A 19678-nucleotide genomic window follows, 5' to 3' on the forward strand; every position below is an offset into this window, starting at 1 on the left:
GGAATCGAAATGGATATTCTAAAAACAAAAGATGCCGCAGAGCTGCTGTCAGTTAGTCTAACCACAATTAAACGTTGGGCTGCCATGTTCCCTGATTTTTTTCCAAAAGACCGATTTGGCCATTATGTTTTCTCGGAGCAGCAAATCGACCTGCTCAATCATATTAAAGACCGTATTAATCACGGAGAGGCCTTGGAATGTATACAACTCACACTCACGAATGAGCAGCAAATTTCCACATCACAACAGGAAAATCCACTACAGCACACAGATGCTGAGCCTATGAAGGATATCTTGTCTCGCATCAACAATGTTGAACGTGCACTCGATCAAAAAGCCGATGAAGTAGTATTGATCCAACTGCTCCAGCAGCGTGAGGAGCTTGAGGACCTACGAATAATGATCAAGCAAATCGCGGCATCCATAGAACCGTTGCAAGTGTCTAACGGCAAACCGCTCACCTCTTATGAAAATTCCCAGTCCACTGCCACTACCAGACTAACGGCTCCGCCAAGAAAACGCGGCCTGTTACGTTCTTTATTTTTCTTTTAAGCCTGAAATGTAAAAAAAGAACCTACTTCAGACAATCGCGAAGTAGATTCATATAAATTAAAAACATATTTAAGCTCTCCCCCTGTCACCCTAAACGGTGGCGGGGGTTTTCTTTTTCCAAGCAAAAAGCTCACTCCTCCGGAACATCCTACTCTTTATGCAATAAAGCTGCTCCTGCAATTCCCGGGTGTGTCATTTCGTATGGATCCAGAATCAGATTAAGCTCTTCTTCGGTTAGCACATTATATTTAATGCACAATTCCCGTACAGATTCCCCAGTCAAAATCGCCTCTCTAGCGATCCGCGATACCACTTCATACCCCAGATGCGGGTTCACAGCCGTAATGATTCCGACACTCCGCTCCACGTCCCGCTCAAGCTTTTCCTTATTGGCTTCAATCCCAGCCAGACAGAAGTCTGTGAAGACTTGGAAGGAATTGTTCATGATGCTGATGGACTGAATGAGATTGAACACAAGCACTGGCTCCATAACATTCAACTCCAGTTGACCCGCTTGGGAAGCCAGACAGATCGTATGATCGTTCCCTATGACTTGAAAAGCCACCTGATTAATGACCTCTGCCATAACCGGATTAACTTTGCCCGGCATAATTGAAGATCCAGGCTGGCGTGCAGGCAATGAAATCTCATTAAACCCAGTCCGCGGACCGGAGGCCATCAACCGCAGATCATTAGCGATCTTGGACATGTTCATCATGCACACTTTTAGAGCAGCAGACACTTCTGTATAGGCATCCGTATTTTGGGTGGCATCGACGAGATGATCTGCCGTTACGAGCGGCAATTCACTGATCTCAGCTAAGTGCTCTACCACCAATTCAATATAACGAGGATCAGCATTTAATCCTGTACCCACTGCTGTTGCTCCCATATTGACTTCATACAAATGATGGCGTGTATGCTCAATACGTTTGATATCTCTTTCAAGCACTCTGCGATAAGCCTCGAATTCTTGACCCAGACGAATCGGCACTGCATCTTGAAGATGTGTCCGCCCCATTTTTATCACAGGATCGAATTCATCCGCTTTTACCGCAAACACATCATGCATTCTGTGCATCGTTACAAGTAGCTGCTCCAGCAGTGAAAGTGTGGCAATATGAATTGCCGTCGGAAACGCATCATTTGTAGACTGCGCCATATTTACATGTGAATTGGGACTTAAGTGACGATAGTCTCCCTTTTCATGGCCAAGCAGTTCTAAGGCACGGTTAGCAATAACCTCATTCGCATTCATATTTAACGAGGTACCCGCACCACCCTGAATAGGATCTACAATAAATTGCTCATGCCACTGACCCTCGATGATTTCTTCTGCTGCTTTCACTACAACTTCTCCAAGCCCTCGATAGAGACGGCCAACTTCCATATTTGCAAGCGCAGCGGCTTTTTTTACAATCCCCATCGCTTTGATTAACTCTTTGTGAACCCGATAGCCCGTAATAGGAAAGTTCTCGACTGCGCGTAGTGTCTGAATCCCATAATAAGCGTTCTTATCTACCTGTTTACTGCCTAGAAAGTCATTTTCTACACGAAATTCAGTTTCAATCACTGTTATATCCCTCGCATTCATTATGATTAGGTTTATTAGAAAATAAGTAAGCGCAATCATTTCTATCTCACTTAGATATTAACCTTTATTGTGACAAATGTCTCTCAGAAAAATAGGGTTTAATGTAATTAATTACTATTTAGTAACCTAACACCGCTATTCTAAAGGGAAATGTGCTTAGGAAGGATTGAATTACCAAATCGTTAGGTCTAGTTTATCCAGATAAATCGTCGCTCACCCCAATTATAAGTATTTTGGACAAAATCACGTTTACGGATACTTAGGTATCTATTGCGGGCTGTGCAATGGGGCATCACATCCTTTCATGTAGCTCCTTATTAAAGAAGCCGGCCAAAAAGGCCGACTCGGATTACTATTTATCACAGTAATTGTGTTTTTTATACTGAATAATGATCTAATGAGATCTGAATTCCATTAAGCTGAGCTTGCGGTAATTCTAACTCCCTACTAATACTCAAAACTAAGCTTTCACCATCCATGTTGGTATAATTCGCTGCTAATACCTCTCCCACTTCGAAATTCCTTTCTTTATGAGCCATAGCTGCGGCAAAAGCCTCTAAACCAATAATACCACATTCGGCAGCTTTCTTAATGCCCAATGCTTCAACGATCACACCGCCCGGCATCCCTGCGACGGATACCTCTATGAATCTGGACCGTTCCTGCAGCTGATAAGGGTGAGATAAATAAATAACAAAATACGTCTCACCAACTTGCCCGTACAATGTATACGGCTCTTGTTTCCATTCCCCTTGGGGAAGTACACCGATGATCGTATTCTTCTCACCCTGGGGGATTGGGAATAAAGAAATGATGACATTCTTGTGATAGAGAACCTCCATATAACGGCTTTGATGGCGGGGATCTCCCTCATTGTAGCCTTGTCCCGGATGGAAGAAATACAGCTGATTTGCGCTTCCCTCTCCACTCACAGGTAACGAAAAAGCCCAGCGAAGCTGCTCATTATCGAATTCCTCAACCCGCTCCCACATCCCGCCTGCTGCAAACTCCTCTGTAATATAAGCATAGGAATGAAGCAAAGGCTGCGGCTGTGGATCCGTTGGGACAACCTTCTGAGTAATCTTCCCTACTTCCATTGGTATCTGGCGATTCATAGCTGCGGCTAATATTTCATCGGATGCTTGATAGAATAATAAACCGGCATACTCAGTGCGCGGCATCCTCTCAGGCAGCTGGAAATCTCCAAACTGAACATAATCATGAAGTACATTAGCATCGCCGGGAACATCATGCGGCCAGCCTCTAGAATGCGCACCAACCCAAGCGCCACGCAGATAGAATTCAGCTCGTACATTCCATAAATGGTCAAGCATTTCTTTAAGGCTCGTAGTAAGCTCCGTATCCTCAGGCGGGACAAGTTCCAACGCGCAGGTGAATGCCTGCACCCAATGCCAAAACCACGGTAGACTGCCGTATTCCGGCATCCCTTTAGTACGAATATAAGCCAGCGTATCCTTCAGACTCTGCCGGCCATCCTCAAGCAATATTTCATCCGCAAACAGGGTGCCAAAAATCAGCTTAGCAGCTGTATATTTAGCTTCATGATGCCCAAAAGTAACCACCGGCTTACGGTAGAAATCACTGCGATAAATATGTCCAAACGCTGTATTCAGAACTATGCGAAGTTGAGCATTTAATGCTCCTCCGTATCTTTTGCAAAAATACGCCAGCAGGTTGCCCATAAGCTCCACTGGTAACTCATGCGGTGACGCATCTCGCGGAACCGGATTCAAACCGAGCGGCCAATGACCATATAACTCCGTGCCGGGCTGCCGGTTCTGAAGCATTAAGATCTCCAGCAGCACATCCTGTGCTTTCTGTTTCGCTTGCTCACGATCAAAAGGCAGCTCAAAAGAATCATCAACAGCCGCTGCAAAAAGATACGAAGCATAATAAAAGTTATTTCGCACATCATCATGGAACCAGAGTCCACTTTCCAATAAAGGGCGTTGCTCTGCTTCCAGTGCTATATTAAAAATAATTTCTTGCTGACGTTCCTTATAAGTACTCTGGATATTTTTCAACCCCGGCATTACTTTTCAACCTCCATCATTTCAGTTTTATATCATCTTCCGGCATTCATGAAAATCGAGCATAATAGCTCTATTGTGCACACTTTCCGTTCATTTTGCAATTGGAAAAACCAATAAATAAACATAAATAAACGAAATAAAAAAGATTAGTACTTGTAAAATGAACATAAATGGACTAAAGTGTACCTATACGAACGATAATATGTACACAAAGGAGATTGAACATTCAATGGAAAGACGTTTCGCATCCCATCCTAATGAAGTAAAACAATTTGACACTGAGCGCCTCCGTAAGGAATTCCACATTCCCGTTATTTTTGCTCCTGATGAGCTAAAGCTTGTCCTAACCCATGAAGATCGTATGATCGTTGGTGGAGCTAATCCTGTAAAAGAAGAGGTTACGCTAACTACTGACCTTAAAGAACTTGGGGTTACTTATTTCTTGGAACGCCGTGAACTGGGCATCATCAATGTCGGTGGTAAAGGCTCCGTGGTTGTAGATGGCACAGAATATGAAGTGGATTTCAAAGAATGTCTTTATGTAGGTCAAGGCTCTAAAGATGTAGTCTTCAAAAGTGCAGACGCTTCCAAGCCTGCTAAATTCTATTTGAATTCTGCTCCTGCCCATCAGTCCTACCCTACTACCAAAACCACACTGGCCGATTCTGAATCCGGTGCGATGGGTGGTCTGGAGAACTCTAACGAACGGACAATCCACCGCTTCATTCACACAAATGGTGTGCAAAGTGCCCAACTGGTTATGGGTATGACCCAACTGAAACCAGGCAGCATGTGGAACACAATGCCAGCACATACCCATCCACGCCGGATGGAAGCCTATTTCTATTTTGATCTTCCGGACGATTCCGTTGTGTTCCACCTGATGGGAGAACCAGACGAAACCCGCCATATCGTAATGCATAACGAACAAGCCGTTATTTCTCCAAGCTGGTCCATCCACAGTGGTGTCGGCACTCATAACTATACTTTTATCTGGAGTATGGCTGGCGATAATAAAAGATATGATGATATGGACCCCGTATCCATGAAAGAATTACAATAGAGATAAATCAACTACGGAAAGATGAGGCAGGCGGATGAACCCGATACGACGACACGAGATGATTATGGAAGTTATGCTGAACCAAAAAGATGTAACGGTGAATGAACTGAGCGATAAGCTTCAGGTTACTGGAAAAACAATACGCGAGGATTTAAGCAGGCTGGAGGAACAAGGGCTGATCGTACGTGTACATGGCGGAGCTGTGCTGGCACAAAGCGACCAGTTTGGTATTTTGCCCTCCAAGGACCCGCTGGATAAATACTCTGACGAGAAGACGGAGATTGCCTTGCGTGCGCTTGCTCATATTGAACCGGACGATATTATCGCTCTTGACGGCGGTAGCACTACGCTTGAAATTGCTCGGCGTCTGGACAATATGCCACTAACGGTAGTCACCAATGATGTATACATCATCAGCGAACTGGTTCCCAAAGATAACATCCGTCTGGTCGTTCCCGGTGGTTATCGTGTCCGTAATATGTTGGCTGGTCCTGAAGCCGTCTCCTATGTACAAAAGCTTAATATTCAAAAAGCATTCCTTTCATCGACTGCTATTCATATAGAGCATGGGCTCTCCATTTATACCGGAGATTTAATTGAGTTCAAGCAAGCCCTTGTATCTACAGCCCGTAAGGTATTCGCGGTTGTAGATCATCATAAATTCGGCCATACTGCACTGCGTACCTTTGCTTCCCTACAAGAAGTTGACGTGATTCTGACGGACAAAGGGCTCTCCCCCGAAACGGCAGATCAGTTCCGCAGTGCAGGCGTTACCATTGAATGCGGGTAAACCCGGAATAACAATCCATTTACAATAAAGGGGCGTAATTTATATGTCATCATTATTCAGCTTGGCAGGTAAAACAGCTATTGTAACAGGCGCAGCTCAAGGTCTTGGACAAGGAATCGCGCTTGCATTTGCAGAAGCCGGTGCAGACGTTGCATCTGTCTCCCTTAATTCGAGTGAAGAAACTGTAAATGCAGCAAAAGCTTTTGGAGTAAAAGCAGTTAGTATCGAATCTGACTTAAGTGATCACAGCAAGCTGCAAAGCACTTTTGACCAAGCGCTAGAGCTGACCGGACATGTTGACATTCTCGTAAACTGCGCAGGAATGATCCGCCGTGCACCGGCAAAAGATCATAGTGAAAAAGACTGGTTTGATGTCATCAATTTGAACCTGAACACAGTTTTCCTTCTGTCGCAAATCGCAGGCCGCCACTTCCTGGAAAGAGGATCCGGCAAAATCATTAACATCGCCTCCATGCTCTCCTATCAAGGCGGAATCAATGTCCCTGGTTACACTGCGAGTAAACACGGGGTTGCGGGTCTTACTAAAGCTTTTGCCAATGAATGGGCAGGCTCCGGTCTGAACATCAATGCAATTGCACCAGGCTATATGGCTACTGAAAATACCGCTCCAATCCGTGCCGACCAAAGTCGTTCGGACTCTATCTTAGACCGTATCCCTGCAGCACGTTGGGGAACGCCTGATGACGTTAAAGGCCCTGCTGTATTCTTGGCTTCCGCAGCATCTGACTACTTGAACGGTCACGTTCTTAATGTGGATGGCGGATGGATGGCTAGATAATCCATACAAAAATGGGTGTCCCATAGGGGCACCCATTTTTTGTGTGGATATGAAGCACTATCAGACTCAACTGAACAATCTGCACACGCAGCAGCTAAAGAACTCAACTGAACAATCTGCACATGCAGCACCTAAAGGACTCAGCTGACCGATCTGCACACGCAGCAGCTAAAGGACTCAGCTGACCTTATACACCGTTTTATCCGCTATTTGGATAGCTATCGGACCTCATAGCCGCTATTGGTGCAAAAAACACCAATTATAAGCTCTTTCATGAGCAATAGCGACGCTGGAGTCCGAAAACCTGCTCAAAAGACGATAAATTCGCAAATAGGGGCATCTGGGTCCGAAAATCTCAGTATCAGTGGTTGTGGATCGTTCTGCATCATTTAAATAAGCTTGCAATGGAATTCACATCAAAATCACTAGTCATTCTAAAGTTTCCCGAACTGTATTTGTCCTTCTTATCAAGATCTGTCACATACAGGAAGTTAGTATCCGTAAGATTCATGCCAAACCTCAAGCTGTTATTTACAATAATACTTATCCAGTAGGTCTCCGTAGATTTGTCCAAAGCACTACATCTTCTCAATTTTACATCTGAAAAAGCATACATGATCTTTTCAATTTCCTTCGGATCTTCAATCACTACCTTTTCATCCACTAAAGATTTCTCAATCTCGATTGAGGTGATTTCAGTTTCATCGATTTGATCCAACACTAAATTCTCAAATGAATTATAACTATGGTAGAGATTAATAATTACAGGGATTTCGATTAATAAAAAAATAAGTACGAGAAATACATAACGTTTCTTCATATTCATAATTATGAACACCCTATTTCTACAAACTCCTCTGGATGAGTGCGAATATATTCGCCGATAATTCTATGCGTATTTGGTGTCAGGTTCTTATATCGTTCGAATAACTCACTAATTACTTCTAACAGCTGAGGGTCTCGATCCAAATCCGTGATGGCCGCATCCGCCCACTCTTTACCCAGTCGATGATTTCTTTCCTCGAGAAATGTCTTTGTTTCCTGAAGCAAAAGAATCATGGGTGAATCGTCAAAAAATCGTATGCCTCCTATCACCCCTGTCCAATACCCTGGCAGGTCTTGCATGTAGGAAATCCAAGCATAATATTCCCCTTCGGAATTACAGCTGTGACCATATAGCACTCTGAACATGCATAAGGCTTGTTGCCCCTCTGTGAGCTTCGAGATCACTTCTGATTTGGTCGATGGCGATTTTCCGCGAATCAGCTGAAAGGTAGGCTCCATACAGGCCCATCCTAACCTTTCATCACTTAAAGTGTCCAAGTCTTCCCGCTTCATGGCTACTAAATTCATTTAACTCCTCCTTTGATTAACATCCAAAAATATACATATATTTCTTAACGATGTCAATAAAAATCACTTGGGGACATTAAGCAATTCGATCGTTTTTATGATAGGCTTTAAGCAGTAGATATTTTCACAAAGGAGCTTTTTTATGCATAATGAGATACTTACTATATTTGATGAAGCGGGTCACCGAATCGGTACAGCTCCACGGGCAGAAGTACATCGGTTAGGACATTGGCACGAGACCTTCCACTGCTGGTTTATAAGCAAAACCCAAGAAATCCCCTATATTTATTTACAGCTTCGTAGTGAGCAGAAACAAGATTATGCAGGATTGCTGGACATCACGGCCGCTGGACATTTGCTGACACACGAAACGGTAGAGGACGGGATTCGCGAGGTTCAAGAAGAACTCGGTTTGGAGCTAGCTTTTGATGAACTGATTCCCTTAGATACAATTCCTTACTGTATGATCAAAGAAAATCTTATCGATAAAGAACGAGCGCATGTTTTTGTTTATAACAATCCTTATCCTCTGGACGATTTTAAGCTGCAAGAAGAAGAGGTCGCAGGAATAGTTATCACAAAGTTTGCCGACTTCCGAAGCTTTTGGCAAGGAGAAATACATAGTCTACAAATCAATGGTTTCAAAGTGGATTCAAACGGACAAAAAATCAACATTCAACAAAGTGTGGATCGGACTCATTTTGTGCCTCATGAAGCAGCCTATTTCACTCGGATCATTGAGGGCATCGAAGCAATAATTCTAACATCACCCATCGTCACGGAGGACATATGATCATTAATCCTCAAACATTTACAGTGAATGGAATCCAATACAGCATTAGATCTGCGGCCTCTCATGATGCTAAAGTGTTATCTGAATTAAGGGTGCGGATCGATGGAGAAACCGAGAATTTAGATCGGGAACCAGGCGAAGCCTTTATTGACGAAAAAGGGTTTGAACAGCTTATTCAAGCCGATTCTGAGAAAAATAATAACCTTTTTCTAGTCGCAGTAGTTGATAATCAAATCGTTGCGTTCTCCAGATGCGAAGGTTATCCCTTAAAAAGATTTGCTCATAAAGTAGAATTTGGAGTATGTGTGCTGCAGGATTATTGGGGATATGGTATTGGAAAAAATCTTCTTGCCGAATCGATTGCCTGGGCTGACACTAATGGTATTCAAAAGATCACCCTAAATGTGCTGGAAACGAACACCAACGCTATTAAGCTATATCAAAAGCTTGGCTTTGAAATTGAAGGGATTTTAAAGAAAGATAAACTTCTATCGGACGGCAAATTGTATAACACCATTATGATGGGAAGAGTTAAGAACTGATTCTATTCAAAAAAAAGGCAGAACCTGAAACTCAGGTCCTGCCTTTTTATTATACTAATGCTTTACGCTTCAACATCGCAAGTCCATTCACCGCTAGATTCAATAGGGCCGGAGCTGAAAGACCTGTTTCCAAGTCTGTGTATTCCGCTCCATCCAGCTCTACCGTTTGCGGACTGCCGCTGAAATTTTGCACAAAAACATAATCACTTTCGCCATCTGTGCGAAGTTGTGCAGTCACACCTGCTGGAAGCTCACTATCCATCGCACGGGTAATTCCTGCCTTAGATGTGATCGCTGCGTATAGCTCAACATAGAACGAAGTGTCTTTCACACGGGTAGCAAGATGGTACGCATTTCCTTCACCAAAACGATTGACTGTAAGCGCTGGACGGCCCGCATAGAAATCGTTGCGATAATGCCCCAAAGCCTCTGCACCTTCCAAATGAATCAGCTCGGCTATCTCATGCGCATCGTAGTCACCGCTTAGCTTAAGTTTATTACCTACCTCCATTACTAACCCGTTCAGATCACGGCTGTGCAGCCCTTCTGTCTCCTCTGCCCAAATCCCCAGTGTTCTGCGCAGTGGACCAGGGAATCCTCCCAGATGACATAAATCCGTTTCGTTAACTACTCCTGACCAATAGGTTGCGAGGAAAGTGCCGCCTTGCTCCACATATTTCTCAATGCGCTTTCCATTCTCTTCACTAATCAGATATAACATAGGGGCAACAACCAGCTTGTAGGCAGACAGATCATCTCCAGAGCCTATAATATCAACTGGAATGCCCAGCTCCCAAAGTGCACGATAATGCTGTAGCACCGTCTCCTCATAACGTAATCCGGAATTACGGATGCCTTGCGCATCCTTTATCGCCCAGCGGTTGTCCCAATCGAAAATAATCGCCGTCTGCGCCGGAGTGGACGTACCCACTACTTCCGTCATTCCCGCCAGCGTCTTTCCTACTTCCGCTACATCTTGGAATACTCGAGTCTCGGAGTGGCCACTGTGGTCTACAACTGCGCCGTGGAACTTCTCACTTGATCCGCGGCTTTTGCGCCATTGGAAATACTGCACAGAATCCGAACCATGCGCTACCGCTTGCAAGGAAGACAGCTTGTGCATTCCGGGACGTTTCAGCTTACTGACCGATTGCCAGTTCGTAAGGGATGGCGTGCTTTCCATCAGCAGGAACGGTTTCTTTTTAAAAGAGCGCATTAAGTCGTAGTGCATCGCCGTCCATGCTGCCAATCTAGTATCGTCACCGTCTTCGGTATAATGCCAGTCTGGATAAGCGTCCCATGAGACCACATCCAGGATTTTGGCCAGCTCGCGGTAATCAATGCCATCGATCATATGCATATTCGTCGTGATTGGCAGCTCTGGATTATAAGGACGAACGGTATTGATCTCGTGCTGGCAGAAATCAATCGTCCGTTCACTAATAAAACGCCGCCAGTCAAGATTCAAGCCGTGTACTTGTGTCTCACCATGTGGAGCTGGGGATTCAATCTGTGACCATGAAGTGTAGGTATGGCTCCAAAAAGTAGCCCACCAAGCATGATTCACCTCATCCAAACTGTTATTATATTTCACTTTCAGCCATTCTCTAAAAGCATCCTGGCAGAGCTCGCAGTGACACTCCCCACCGAACTCATTCGAAATATGCCAACCGATAATGGCTGGATGCTGGCTGTACCGTTCCGCTAACTTTGCATTCAGAATTGCAGTTTTCTGCCGGTACACTGGTGAGGTAAAGCAATGGTTATGACGGAAGCCATGCAAATTGTGAACACGGTTACGCTCCACTCTTAAGACTTCTGGATATTTTTGCGACATCCATGCTGGGCGGGCACCACTTGGCGTTGCCAAGATAGCGTAAATCCCATTCTCTGCAAAAGAATCAAGTACACCATCCAACCATTCGAAAGTGAACACACCCTCTTCAGGTTCAAGAGATACCCACGAAAAAATGCCTACGGACATGACATTGCAGCCCGCCAGCTTCATTAATCGGATATCCTCACGCAATACTTCCGGATATTTCAGCCATTGTTCAGGATTATAATCAGCACCGTGCAGCATGACACCAGCTTTTCTGCTTATCGGGGAATGTTTTTTATTCATTGTGTACGATCATCCTCTCAATTCTGCCCATTTATAGAATGGGACTATTCTCTGATGATAGGCTAGAAGCGTAAGCTATCTTATTCAGGAATCATCATTTATACTATTTATAATATAAGAAAATTCATTTCAATCAGTAGGAATATAGTCTCGAAGTGATAGCACAAAATGAAGATGAGGTGATAAACCTGCTACCTTTTTCTCTGATTGAATTACCGCGCGACTCTGGAACGTTGCCCTTATCCCCCTACTCTGTAGGTCGCCATATCCAATTCCATCATGTGCGCCCAGCAGGATTTCCTGTGTATCAAATCTTTTTAATCCGGACCGGAACCGGGTTATTTCGTGATCTGGAAAGTGGCACAGAAATCATACTGGAACCGGGGATGGCTTTTGCCTTCCCGCCCGATCGAGGCCATGAATATTATCCTACCTCTCATGAACCGTGGCATGTTGGCTTTATCGGCTTTCAAGGCAGTCAAGCTCATGGATTGCTGGAAGCGCTTGAACTGCTCCCTTCTGTTCCTTATCGAACGGATCGTTTTGAACAATGCTGGGAAGAAATCGGCCAAATCTGGCATACGGTGAATTCTCCTGCCCCCAATCGGCAGGACGAGATGTGGATGCAAGAGTTGTCTATCACACTCTATAGACTGCTCTTGATGCTGCGCCCTGCCAAGAGTTCAGAAGTCTCCGGTAATCGTCTAGCCTTCGAGTCGGTCCGAAATGAAGCCCTAACTACAGCCGTCGGGCTGATCAACGAACATTACACAGAACCGCTTCTGATCTCCAATCTTGCAGCAGCAGTCGGGTACTCTGTGCAGCATTTCCAGCGTTTATTTGTGCAGGAATATGGGGTCACTCCGCATAAGTATTTGCAGAATCTGCGGCTGGAGCGGGCGCTGCAATTAATGACGGAGGATGTGGAGATTCCCGTTCAAGATATAGCGCTTCAGCTGGGCATGGAGACTAATTATTTTATACGTGTCTTCCGAAAAAACTACGGCTGTACACCCGGAGTAATGAAAATACGTTTGCTACAAGACGAGCAAATGAAGTAACGCTTCCAAGCCTAAAGAAGATATTGTAAAATTAAGCAGATGATAGCTTGTAAATTGGGGGCACCTTAATGAAAACATTATCTGATATTAACTTTAGAGATCCCTATATCCTATCTGTGCCTGAACTTGAACAATACTATTTATTTGGCACAGATGGCCTAACAGCTTGGAGTGGCGCACCTCACGGCTTCGATGTATATATCAGCTCAGATCTTCAGGAATGGTCCGGGCCCATTGCTGCTTTTCGTCCAGATACTGATTTTTGGGCTGATCATCATTTCTGGGCACCAGAGGTTCACCGCTACAACGGAAAATATTATATGTTCGCTTCTTTTAAAGGACATAGCGTTCCACGGGGGACACAAATATTAAGCGCGGAAACACCTGAGGGTCCTTATCTCCCTATCAGTAATCATCCGATTACCCCTGCTTCTTGGGAGTGCCTTGACGGAACGTTATATGTAGATAAAGAAGACAAACCTTGGATGATCTTTTGCCGTGAATGGATTGAAGTGACGGATGGAGAAATGTATGCCGTTCGGCTGAAGGAGGATTTAAGTGCTACTATTGGCGAACCTATGCTGCTTTTCCAGGCTTCACAAGCTCCTTGGACGGTAGGCGGCAAAGAAGGGCAATACGTAACTGACGGTCCTTTTATGCATCAGACTAGCAGTGGTGAGCTGCTTATGTTGTGGTCTAGCAGTGGAGCTAGTGGTTATGCCATGGGTTTAGCCCGATCCGTCAGCGGTGACATTAGCGGACCTTGGCAACATGATCCTGAGCCTCTTTATGCCAAAGATGGCGGACATGGAATGTTGTTTCGTGATTTGACGGGCAGACTTATGCTGGCCATTCATGCCCCAAATCTCAACCCACAAGAACGACCGCTGCTTATTGAGGTCCAGGAAAGCTCCAGAACGATTTCGATAAAATCATTGTAATGTAGAACGGAGTAGAACCCTTGGAACAAAAGATTAAGTCCTTATTTAATGACCAGATTGTAAGTGCTGCCTGCACGAAATACGGTATCCCCATAGATGAGCTAAGCTTCATTGGCGGATTTCAAAATTTCGTTTATGAATATCAACTTAGCAATCATCAATATATTCTAAGATTTACTCATAGCTCGCTGCGCAGTATAGAATTGTTAACGGCTGAACTTGAATGGATTCTATACCTGGCAGATCATGGCGTTTCCGTATCAAGACCCGTAGGTTCTCTTCTGGGTAATCTAGTTGAGCAAATAGAGATTGGTGATTCATGCTTTATGGTATCTTCCTTTGAAAAAGCACAAGGGAAACGAATAGGTTACCCAGACTGCCTGAAGGATCTAGACCTCTATGAGCAGTGTGGCATGATCACTGGACAAATGCACAGATTAGCAAAATCTTATAAACCACAGTCCAAAAGACATGCGTGGCATCAGAACTACTACCTGCAGAATGTAACCAGGTTTATTCCTCCATCCCAAAGTGGTGTTTTGGAAAGCTGTAAGGCGCTTATGGATCAGCTAAAACATCTCGACGCTGATATAAATACCTATGGTCTCATCCATGGGGATATCAATGTAGGCAACTTTTTGGTCGACAATGGCAAGCTGACCTTGTTTGATTTTGATGAAGCTCAGTACAGCTGGTTTGTAGAAGATATCGCCATTCAACTGTATTATCTAGTCTACGTTTACGGGGATGATAGTATGGAGGACAGGCAGCTTCAATGTCAGCGTTTTATGGAGCATTTTCTAAAAGGCTACGTTAAAGAGAACAGGATTTCAGAAAATGAGCTGAAGCTAATTCCTCTTTTTCTTCGATTAAGAGAGATTATTGTTTATACAGGGATGTACCGGAGTTTTGATATGTCTAACCTAGATGATTGGACCAAAGATTATTTAACGCAGAGTAAGGCGAGAATCGAGAATAGCGTATCCATCATTGAATCTTATTTCTGAACAAACATCCAAAGCGTTTCATATGAATTGTCTCTCTTACAAAACCCACAGCTATCACTGTGGGTTTTGTGTTCTTTAAACAAGTCCATTTTTGCTTTTAAGAGGTTGATATGCCGTTACTCTATCCTAACTTGGACATATCGTATTATGAGACTTTTCCCAAAAATGCATATGAGGGGTTGGTTAAATGAGTGCTGTACCTCACAACAACGCGAAGCAACAAGGTGTTTCCATTATTACCTGTACCAATCGCCATAATTATTTAAACAACCTACTCCAAAATTTCAGCAGACAAAGATATGCAAATAAAGAACTTATCATTATTATCAATAATAATAAAATTCCACTATCCCCCTACCAAACCTTAGCTAAAAAATACAAAAATATTAAGATATATCGTAAACCTGAACAGCAATCTCTCGGTTCATGCTTAAACTATGCCGTAACAAAATGCAAATATCATACCATCGCCAAATTTGATGACGACGATTATTATGCCCCTCATTATTTGACGGAAAGTATTCTGACCTTAAAAAGAACTAACGCTGATATCCTTGGAAAACGGGCTCACTATATGTATTTACTAGGTTCAAAGTCTTTGATTCTTCGTTTCGCAAATGATGAACACCGAATGGTTACCCATCTCCCTGGCGCTACGCTCGTCTTCAAACGAAAAGTATTCGATCATGTGAAATTTCCTAATAAAAACGTAGGTGAGGATGATCTCTTTTGCAGCAGAAGCAAAAAGAAAGGTTATAAGGTTTATTCTGCAAGTAAAAATAACTTCGTTGCCATACGTAGAAAAAACTCTTCAAAACATACATGGATCATCAGTGATAGTACACTAATAGCTAACCATAAGATCATCCGGAATATTAAAAACTATAGGAATTTTGTTGGACGCCGTCCAAAGATTTCGTTATGAAATTAACTGCTGAATCTACTTCATCTGCCGTGTCTATTCTAACTTGTACAAAACGAATGGATTGTATTAAAACAATATTTGATAACTATCAACGACAGAATTTCAAATCTAAAGAGCTTATCGTGATCATTAATAATGATAGCTTGAAAATAGAAGACTATATACATGCTGCAAAAAAACATAAAAATGTACGGATCTATAAACTACCTGAATATCGTTCACTGGGGTTTTGTCTGAATTTTGGTGTGCACTTAGCGAATTATAGCTGTATCGCTAAATTTGATGACGACGATTATTACTCTGCCAACTATTTAACGGATAGTATGAACACCCTCCATAAAACTAAAGCTGATATCGTTGGAAAACGAGCTCACTATATGTATTTAACTGATAAGAAGCTACTTTTGCTTCGTTATCTTCATATGGAAAATAAACAGGTAACCAATGTTCAGGGTGCGACCCTACTCGTAAAACGAAATGTCTTCCAGCAGATTTCCTTTCCAGATTGGAATAAAGGTGAATGCGTTAAGTTTTGTGCGGATTGTGCTGCACAGGGCTTTAAGATCTATGCAGGAAATAAGTATAATTTCGCTGCGATTCGTAGAAAAAACTCCAAAGATCACACTTGGGTCGTTAGCGACAAGAAACTTCTAGCTCAAAATGTTAAAGTTCTAAACGTGAAAAACTTCAAAAAATACGTAACGCGAGGCTGATTTAATCAATCTAATCCTACCAGCTATGCCTTAGTAACCCAATAAAAAGACTGGACAGCAATATAGCTAAGCGGCTATTCGCATCCAGTCTTTCATATTTTTAAAAAGTATAATCGTAAAATTTCTCTGCATTCCTTAAGCTGGACCATACATCAGAACTTTCTCCGCCTATATACCAATAAGCTACTCCAGCTAGTTTTTTAGTAACCGCTAAGTTGTATTTAGTTATTAATGAACGCCCATCCTCAATCCAGATCGTATGTTTTATAGCTTGTTTCGAGTAGCCCGCGACATATTGTCCCAGCGAAGGATTCCACACGGGTCTCGATGCATAGCTGCTGATAATCTGATTTTGCTCCGGAAGCGTAATATATTGAGAGGATAAAACCGTCCCCTTCTGGTTCAATGTCCAATCCCGATTATATAAGGGCAATGCCAATATAACTTTTTGACTAGGTGCAACTTTTAGGATTGTATTCACAGCCCTTTGATCATAAGAAAGCGAGGCATTGGACCCCGGAACTTGACTCCCGTCATAATGCTCATCATAACCCATCATCACCATATAATTCACTTGCTTGCCTAGGGCAGCATAGTCAAAAGCTTCTGTCCAATCCGTTCCAAGATCAGGAGATACATCCATCGACAGGATAACATCGAGCGAATGCATTTTCTCGGCTAATAAAGTAATAAACGAAGTCAAATACACACGATCTTCGGCCGCTACATTTTCAAAATCTATATTTAGTCCATCTAATCCATATTTACTCACTAAAGCAGCTAACTGATTAACTGCCGTATTCCTTGCGGTTGTACTCAACAGCATCTGATGCGTCGCTTCTTGATCCGATCGATTGCCAACCATCGCCCAGACTTGCTTTTTATTCTTTTTTGCCCAAGTTACCAGCGAGGCGTCTGTCGAATCCGTTACTGCCCCTGTTTTCCCAACATAATACCAACGTGGTGATAATGTGTTGACGTTCGATTGCAGAACATGATTCTCAAATTGTGCCGTCGTGAGACCATACTGCCAGCCTATAACAATACGTTTGTCCGGATTACTTTCCAGCTCTGCCGCCCAGCTTGTATGTTGCAGCACCCGATCCATCAGCACTGCCGTCTCTTGCCTTGTTATCGGGTCCGTGGGCCGAAAATTTCCGCTATTATCGCCTTTCATTAATCCGCGATCATTAACCTTAGCTACAGCAGCACTTGCCCAGCTAGCAATTTGTTGCCGATCCTTAAAATTAGTTTGTGCGGCAGTTGCAGTGTTTGTTTGCTTTAGAGCTTTGGCTATCCACACAGCCGCTTCCTGCCGAGTGACTGCTTTTGCGGGTGCAAAAGTAGTTGCCGAAGTGCCGTTCGCCAGTTCAAGCTGAACCGCAGCCTGAATCCAGCCGTAATACCAAGCGCTTTTGGCTACGTCGGTATAAGGAGATACCGGACTCAACGCTGGATCAAGCTTCAACAGTCGATCAAGTACTGTTATAAATTCAGCTCTAGTAATCGATTGAGTAGGTGAAAATTTAGTATTCGAGGTGCCAGTTAATATATTCCGGTTATATAAATCTATGATTTCTTTTTTTGCATAACTAGTGTTTATATCCTCAAAAGGAACCCCGTTATCGGCCGATATATGCTGAATAAATACTCCGGCGGCTAGCACGACAGCGAGGGTTATTATAGTTAATCTAGCAAATATATTTTTCACGGGTTAAGAGATTCCCCCTTGGTTATCAATCTTTGAATTATACCAAGGATACAATCAATAAACATCGCTAAAATATTGGTAGAGTACGATAGGATCAGCTCTTCGGATTACGCAAAAAGAGACTAAGAACCACACCACACAGCGCCAAGACCAATGAAACTAGGAACGTGTCGTGGAATCCTGCAACCATAGCCGCTGAGGGTAGTTTCTGATTCCCTTGACCCATATGTGTAGCTATATTGGAAGTCAATAAGCCCGACATTATAGCGACAGCAAAGGAACCCACAATTTGTTGCGCAGAGGCAGTAAGTGGGGTAACACGGCTGATCAGATCCTTCGGAGCGGCCTTAAGCACATGTGTACCGAGCTGCATAGTAGTTAATCCTTGGCCAAGTCCCATAATGGCAAAATAACTGATCATAACGTATACACTTGTATCATTTTGTAAACGTGACAAGAGAAAGAGTCCGGTGGACAGCAGCACAAGTCCAGAGAACACAACGGGCCGAGCTCCAAACTTATCAAATAACTTTCCTCCAATAATCATGCCAGCAAAGGATATTAATGCTTGGGGAATAACTAAAAGCCCCGATTCAAAGGAAGAAAAACCTCTGACCTGCTGCAAAAAAATTGGAATTAACAGAATCGAACCAAATAAGGCGAACTGATTAATCCAGGTCAAAATCATACCTTTACTAAATTCTAGAGATCGAAAAGAGCGAAGTTCCAATAACGGTTCTTTTTGGCGCAATTCCACGAAAATAAACAAGGCTAAAGCAATGAAGCTGAACGCAAGAGATATAATCGTTATACGATCCCCCCAGCCATCTACTCCCCCTCTATGCACCCCAAATACCAAGCTGGAGAAGGCGAGCGGTGATAAAATCACACCCCAAATATCCAATTTAGCTTTATTCCCCTTCTCTATTACCGGAAGAAATTTCACTCCAACAATCATTGCAATAATGCCAATGGGAACATTAATCAGAAAAATCCAATGCCAGCTGGCATATTCCAACAGCCATCCTGACAGTACAGGGCCAAGAACAGGCGCAATTAACATCGGTAGTCCAAGCAATCCCATGATTGAACCTCTTTTATCGGGAGGTGCGATTTTGAATGACATAGCCATACCAATTGGAGCAATCATCCCTCCGCCTAATCCCTGCAAAATACGAAAGATTATCAGCTCTGTTGTGGATTGTGCCATAGAGCATAATAAAGAACCTATGGTAAACAATACGATCGAAGCTAAAAAAACACGTTTGGCAGTAAACTTATCCGAGAACCAACCGGCCAATGGGATAATTACGGATAAAGCCAGCGTATAACCCGTAATGGCCCACTGTATTGTTTTTAGGCTGGCATCAAAGGTTTTTTCAAGCTGCGGGATCGCTACATTCATAATTGTACTGTCGAGCATAACCAGCAGCATTCCTGTTATAAGTGCCAGTATTACGGGAAGTATTGCTTTTATAGAAAATTCTTTGGTGACTGGTTGGGATTGTTCCACTTGAAGATTACTCATGGGTCTATACACATCCTTTTTAATTATTACTAATAAAATTGCTAACTGCTGCCTCCTTTTTTTTAAAAATCGCACCTTTAAACTAACAGTGTAAGATTAATATAGCACCCGTTTATTCACTTGTAAA

The 19678-nt window shown here is 43.2% G+C and carries 18 protein-coding genes; 11 read left to right on the forward strand and 7 right to left on the reverse strand.

The genetic code is table 11. The features are described 5' to 3' along the window. The first annotated feature begins 9 nt into the window (after positions 1–9). The gene (locus tag MHH50_RS18180) at positions 10–552 is read left to right on the forward strand and encodes a MerR family transcriptional regulator (RefSeq protein WP_076182537.1); all 543 of its coding nucleotides are present in this window, start codon (positions 10–12) and stop codon (positions 550–552) included. 148 nt (positions 553–700) lie between these two features. Here MHH50_RS18180 and aspA read toward each other — a convergent pair whose 3' ends face one another. Together aspA and MHH50_RS18190 are read right to left on the reverse strand one after the other, a co-directional pair. After that, positions 701–2131, reverse strand: a complete 1431-nt coding sequence (gene aspA, locus MHH50_RS18185) for an aspartate ammonia-lyase (protein ID WP_094903409.1) — start codon at positions 2129–2131, stop codon at positions 701–703. A gap of 392 nt (positions 2132–2523) precedes the next feature. Next, positions 2524–4200: a hypothetical protein gene (locus MHH50_RS18190; protein WP_312149808.1), complete on the reverse strand. Its 1677-nt coding sequence runs from the start codon at positions 4198–4200 to the stop codon at positions 2524–2526. 229 nt (positions 4201–4429) lie between these two features. Here MHH50_RS18190 and kduI point away from each other — a divergent pair, with 229 nt between their 5' ends. Genes kduI through kduD form a run of 3 tightly spaced genes read left to right on the forward strand, consistent with a single transcriptional unit; the run spans position 4430 to position 6852 of the window. After that, positions 4430–5263 carry a 5-dehydro-4-deoxy-D-glucuronate isomerase gene (kduI, locus tag MHH50_RS18195; protein WP_076301598.1) on the forward strand — a complete coding sequence of 278 codons (834 nt, stop codon included), beginning with the start codon at positions 4430–4432 and terminating at the stop codon, positions 5261–5263. 34 nt (positions 5264–5297) lie between these two features. Continuing rightward, positions 5298–6053 carry a DeoR/GlpR family DNA-binding transcription regulator gene (locus tag MHH50_RS18200; protein WP_076129821.1) on the forward strand — a complete coding sequence of 252 codons (756 nt, stop codon included), beginning with the start codon at positions 5298–5300 and terminating at the stop codon, positions 6051–6053. Positions 6054–6096: 43 nt separating this feature from the next. Further along, positions 6097–6852: a 2-dehydro-3-deoxy-D-gluconate 5-dehydrogenase KduD gene (gene kduD / locus MHH50_RS18205; RefSeq protein WP_036688326.1), complete on the forward strand. Its 756-nt coding sequence runs from the start codon at positions 6097–6099 to the stop codon at positions 6850–6852. Positions 6853–7237: 385 nt separating this feature from the next. Here the strand turns inward: kduD and MHH50_RS18210 are convergent, their stop codons facing one another. Both MHH50_RS18210 and MHH50_RS18215 read right to left on the reverse strand, forming a co-directional pair. Further along, the gene (locus MHH50_RS18210) at positions 7238–7678 is read right to left on the reverse strand and encodes a hypothetical protein (RefSeq protein ID WP_340033248.1); all 441 of its coding nucleotides are present in this window, start codon (positions 7676–7678) and stop codon (positions 7238–7240) included. A gap of 2 nt (positions 7679–7680) precedes the next feature. Further along, the gene (locus tag MHH50_RS18215) at positions 7681–8205 is read right to left on the reverse strand and encodes a hypothetical protein (RefSeq protein WP_280753090.1); all 525 of its coding nucleotides are present in this window, start codon (positions 8203–8205) and stop codon (positions 7681–7683) included. Positions 8206–8347: 142 nt separating this feature from the next. Between MHH50_RS18215 and MHH50_RS18220 the strand changes: the two genes are divergently transcribed. After that, entirely contained in the window at positions 8348–8998 is a 651-nt protein-coding gene (locus MHH50_RS18220; RefSeq protein ID WP_076307244.1) for an NUDIX domain-containing protein, read from the forward strand. Further along, positions 8995–9540 (forward strand): GNAT family N-acetyltransferase, encoded by a 546-nt coding sequence (locus MHH50_RS18225; protein WP_076129818.1) that lies wholly within the window; start codon positions 8995–8997, stop codon positions 9538–9540. The genes MHH50_RS18220 and MHH50_RS18225 overlap by 4 nt, the downstream gene beginning before the upstream one ends. Positions 9541–9589: 49 nt before the next feature. Here the strand turns inward: MHH50_RS18225 and MHH50_RS18230 are convergent, their stop codons facing one another. Next, positions 9590–11665 (reverse strand): beta-galactosidase, encoded by a 2076-nt coding sequence (locus MHH50_RS18230; RefSeq protein WP_340033249.1) that lies wholly within the window; start codon positions 11663–11665, stop codon positions 9590–9592. A 155-nt stretch (positions 11666–11820) separates the two neighbouring features. Here MHH50_RS18230 and MHH50_RS18235 point away from each other — a divergent pair, with 155 nt between their 5' ends. The 5 genes from MHH50_RS18235 (at position 11821) to MHH50_RS18255 (ending at position 16312) form a co-directional block, all read left to right on the forward strand. Further along, the gene (locus MHH50_RS18235; RefSeq protein WP_254847677.1) at positions 11821–12726 is read left to right on the forward strand and encodes an AraC family transcriptional regulator; all 906 of its coding nucleotides are present in this window, start codon (positions 11821–11823) and stop codon (positions 12724–12726) included. A gap of 68 nt (positions 12727–12794) precedes the next feature. Beyond that, entirely contained in the window at positions 12795–13667 is an 873-nt protein-coding gene (locus MHH50_RS18240; protein WP_076129816.1) for a glycoside hydrolase family 43 protein, read from the forward strand. A 20-nt stretch (positions 13668–13687) separates the two neighbouring features. Next, entirely contained in the window at positions 13688–14674 is a 987-nt protein-coding gene (locus tag MHH50_RS18245) for a phosphotransferase (RefSeq protein ID WP_340033250.1), read from the forward strand. A 187-nt stretch (positions 14675–14861) separates the two neighbouring features. Continuing rightward, complete coding sequence (locus MHH50_RS18250; protein WP_340033251.1) at positions 14862–15599, forward strand: glycosyltransferase; 738 nt, start codon at positions 14862–14864, stop codon at positions 15597–15599. Next, positions 15596–16312: a glycosyltransferase family A protein gene (locus MHH50_RS18255; protein WP_076129813.1), complete on the forward strand. Its 717-nt coding sequence runs from the start codon at positions 15596–15598 to the stop codon at positions 16310–16312. The genes MHH50_RS18250 and MHH50_RS18255 overlap by 4 nt, the downstream gene beginning before the upstream one ends. A 100-nt stretch (positions 16313–16412) precedes the next feature. On the opposite strand, the gene MHH50_RS18260 is transcribed toward MHH50_RS18255, so the two are convergent. Both MHH50_RS18260 and MHH50_RS18265 read right to left on the reverse strand, forming a co-directional pair. Continuing rightward, on the reverse strand, positions 16413–18023 hold the full coding sequence (locus MHH50_RS18260) for an S-layer homology domain-containing protein (protein ID WP_340033252.1): 1611 nt from the start codon (positions 18021–18023) through the stop codon (positions 16413–16415). 94 nt (positions 18024–18117) lie between these two features. Next, entirely contained in the window at positions 18118–19551 is a 1434-nt protein-coding gene (locus MHH50_RS18265; RefSeq protein ID WP_340033253.1) for an MDR family MFS transporter, read from the reverse strand. Positions 19552–19678: the final 127 nt, after the last annotated feature.

Source organism: Paenibacillus sp. FSL H3-0302 (assembly GCF_037982245.1).
Classification (GTDB): domain Bacteria; phylum Bacillota; class Bacilli; order Paenibacillales; family Paenibacillaceae; genus Paenibacillus_AQ; species Paenibacillus_AQ odorifer.

What these genes read in the sequence shown, in the direction of transcription:
- MHH50_RS18230 (WP_340033249.1), bottom strand. Translation starts at nt 11,665, where the DNA reads ATGAATAAAAAACATTCCCCGATAAGCAGAAAAGCTGGTGTCATGCTG.
- MHH50_RS18220 (WP_076307244.1), top strand. Translation starts at nt 8,348, where the DNA reads ATGCATAATGAGATACTTACTATATTTGATGAAGCGGGTCACCGAATC.
- kduD (WP_036688326.1), top strand. Translation starts at nt 6,097, where the DNA reads ATGTCATCATTATTCAGCTTGGCAGGTAAAACAGCTATTGTAACAGGC.
- MHH50_RS18250 (WP_340033251.1), top strand. Translation starts at nt 14,862, where the DNA reads ATGAGTGCTGTACCTCACAACAACGCGAAGCAACAAGGTGTTTCCATT.
- MHH50_RS18255 (WP_076129813.1), top strand. Translation starts at nt 15,596, where the DNA reads ATGAAATTAACTGCTGAATCTACTTCATCTGCCGTGTCTATTCTAACT.
- MHH50_RS18210 (WP_340033248.1), bottom strand. Translation starts at nt 7,678, where the DNA reads ATGAATATGAAGAAACGTTATGTATTTCTCGTACTTATTTTTTTATTA.
- MHH50_RS18215 (WP_280753090.1), bottom strand. Translation starts at nt 8,205, where the DNA reads ATGAATTTAGTAGCCATGAAGCGGGAAGACTTGGACACTTTAAGTGAT.
- MHH50_RS18240 (WP_076129816.1), top strand. Translation starts at nt 12,795, where the DNA reads ATGAAAACATTATCTGATATTAACTTTAGAGATCCCTATATCCTATCT.
- MHH50_RS18180 (WP_076182537.1), top strand. Translation starts at nt 10, where the DNA reads ATGGATATTCTAAAAACAAAAGATGCCGCAGAGCTGCTGTCAGTTAGT.
- MHH50_RS18265 (WP_340033253.1), bottom strand. Translation starts at nt 19,551, where the DNA reads ATGAGTAATCTTCAAGTGGAACAATCCCAACCAGTCACCAAAGAATTT.
- MHH50_RS18225 (WP_076129818.1), top strand. Translation starts at nt 8,995, where the DNA reads ATGATCATTAATCCTCAAACATTTACAGTGAATGGAATCCAATACAGC.
- MHH50_RS18190 (WP_312149808.1), bottom strand. Translation starts at nt 4,200, where the DNA reads ATGCCGGGGTTGAAAAATATCCAGAGTACTTATAAGGAACGTCAGCAA.
- MHH50_RS18200 (WP_076129821.1), top strand. Translation starts at nt 5,298, where the DNA reads ATGAACCCGATACGACGACACGAGATGATTATGGAAGTTATGCTGAAC.
- kduI (WP_076301598.1), top strand. Translation starts at nt 4,430, where the DNA reads ATGGAAAGACGTTTCGCATCCCATCCTAATGAAGTAAAACAATTTGAC.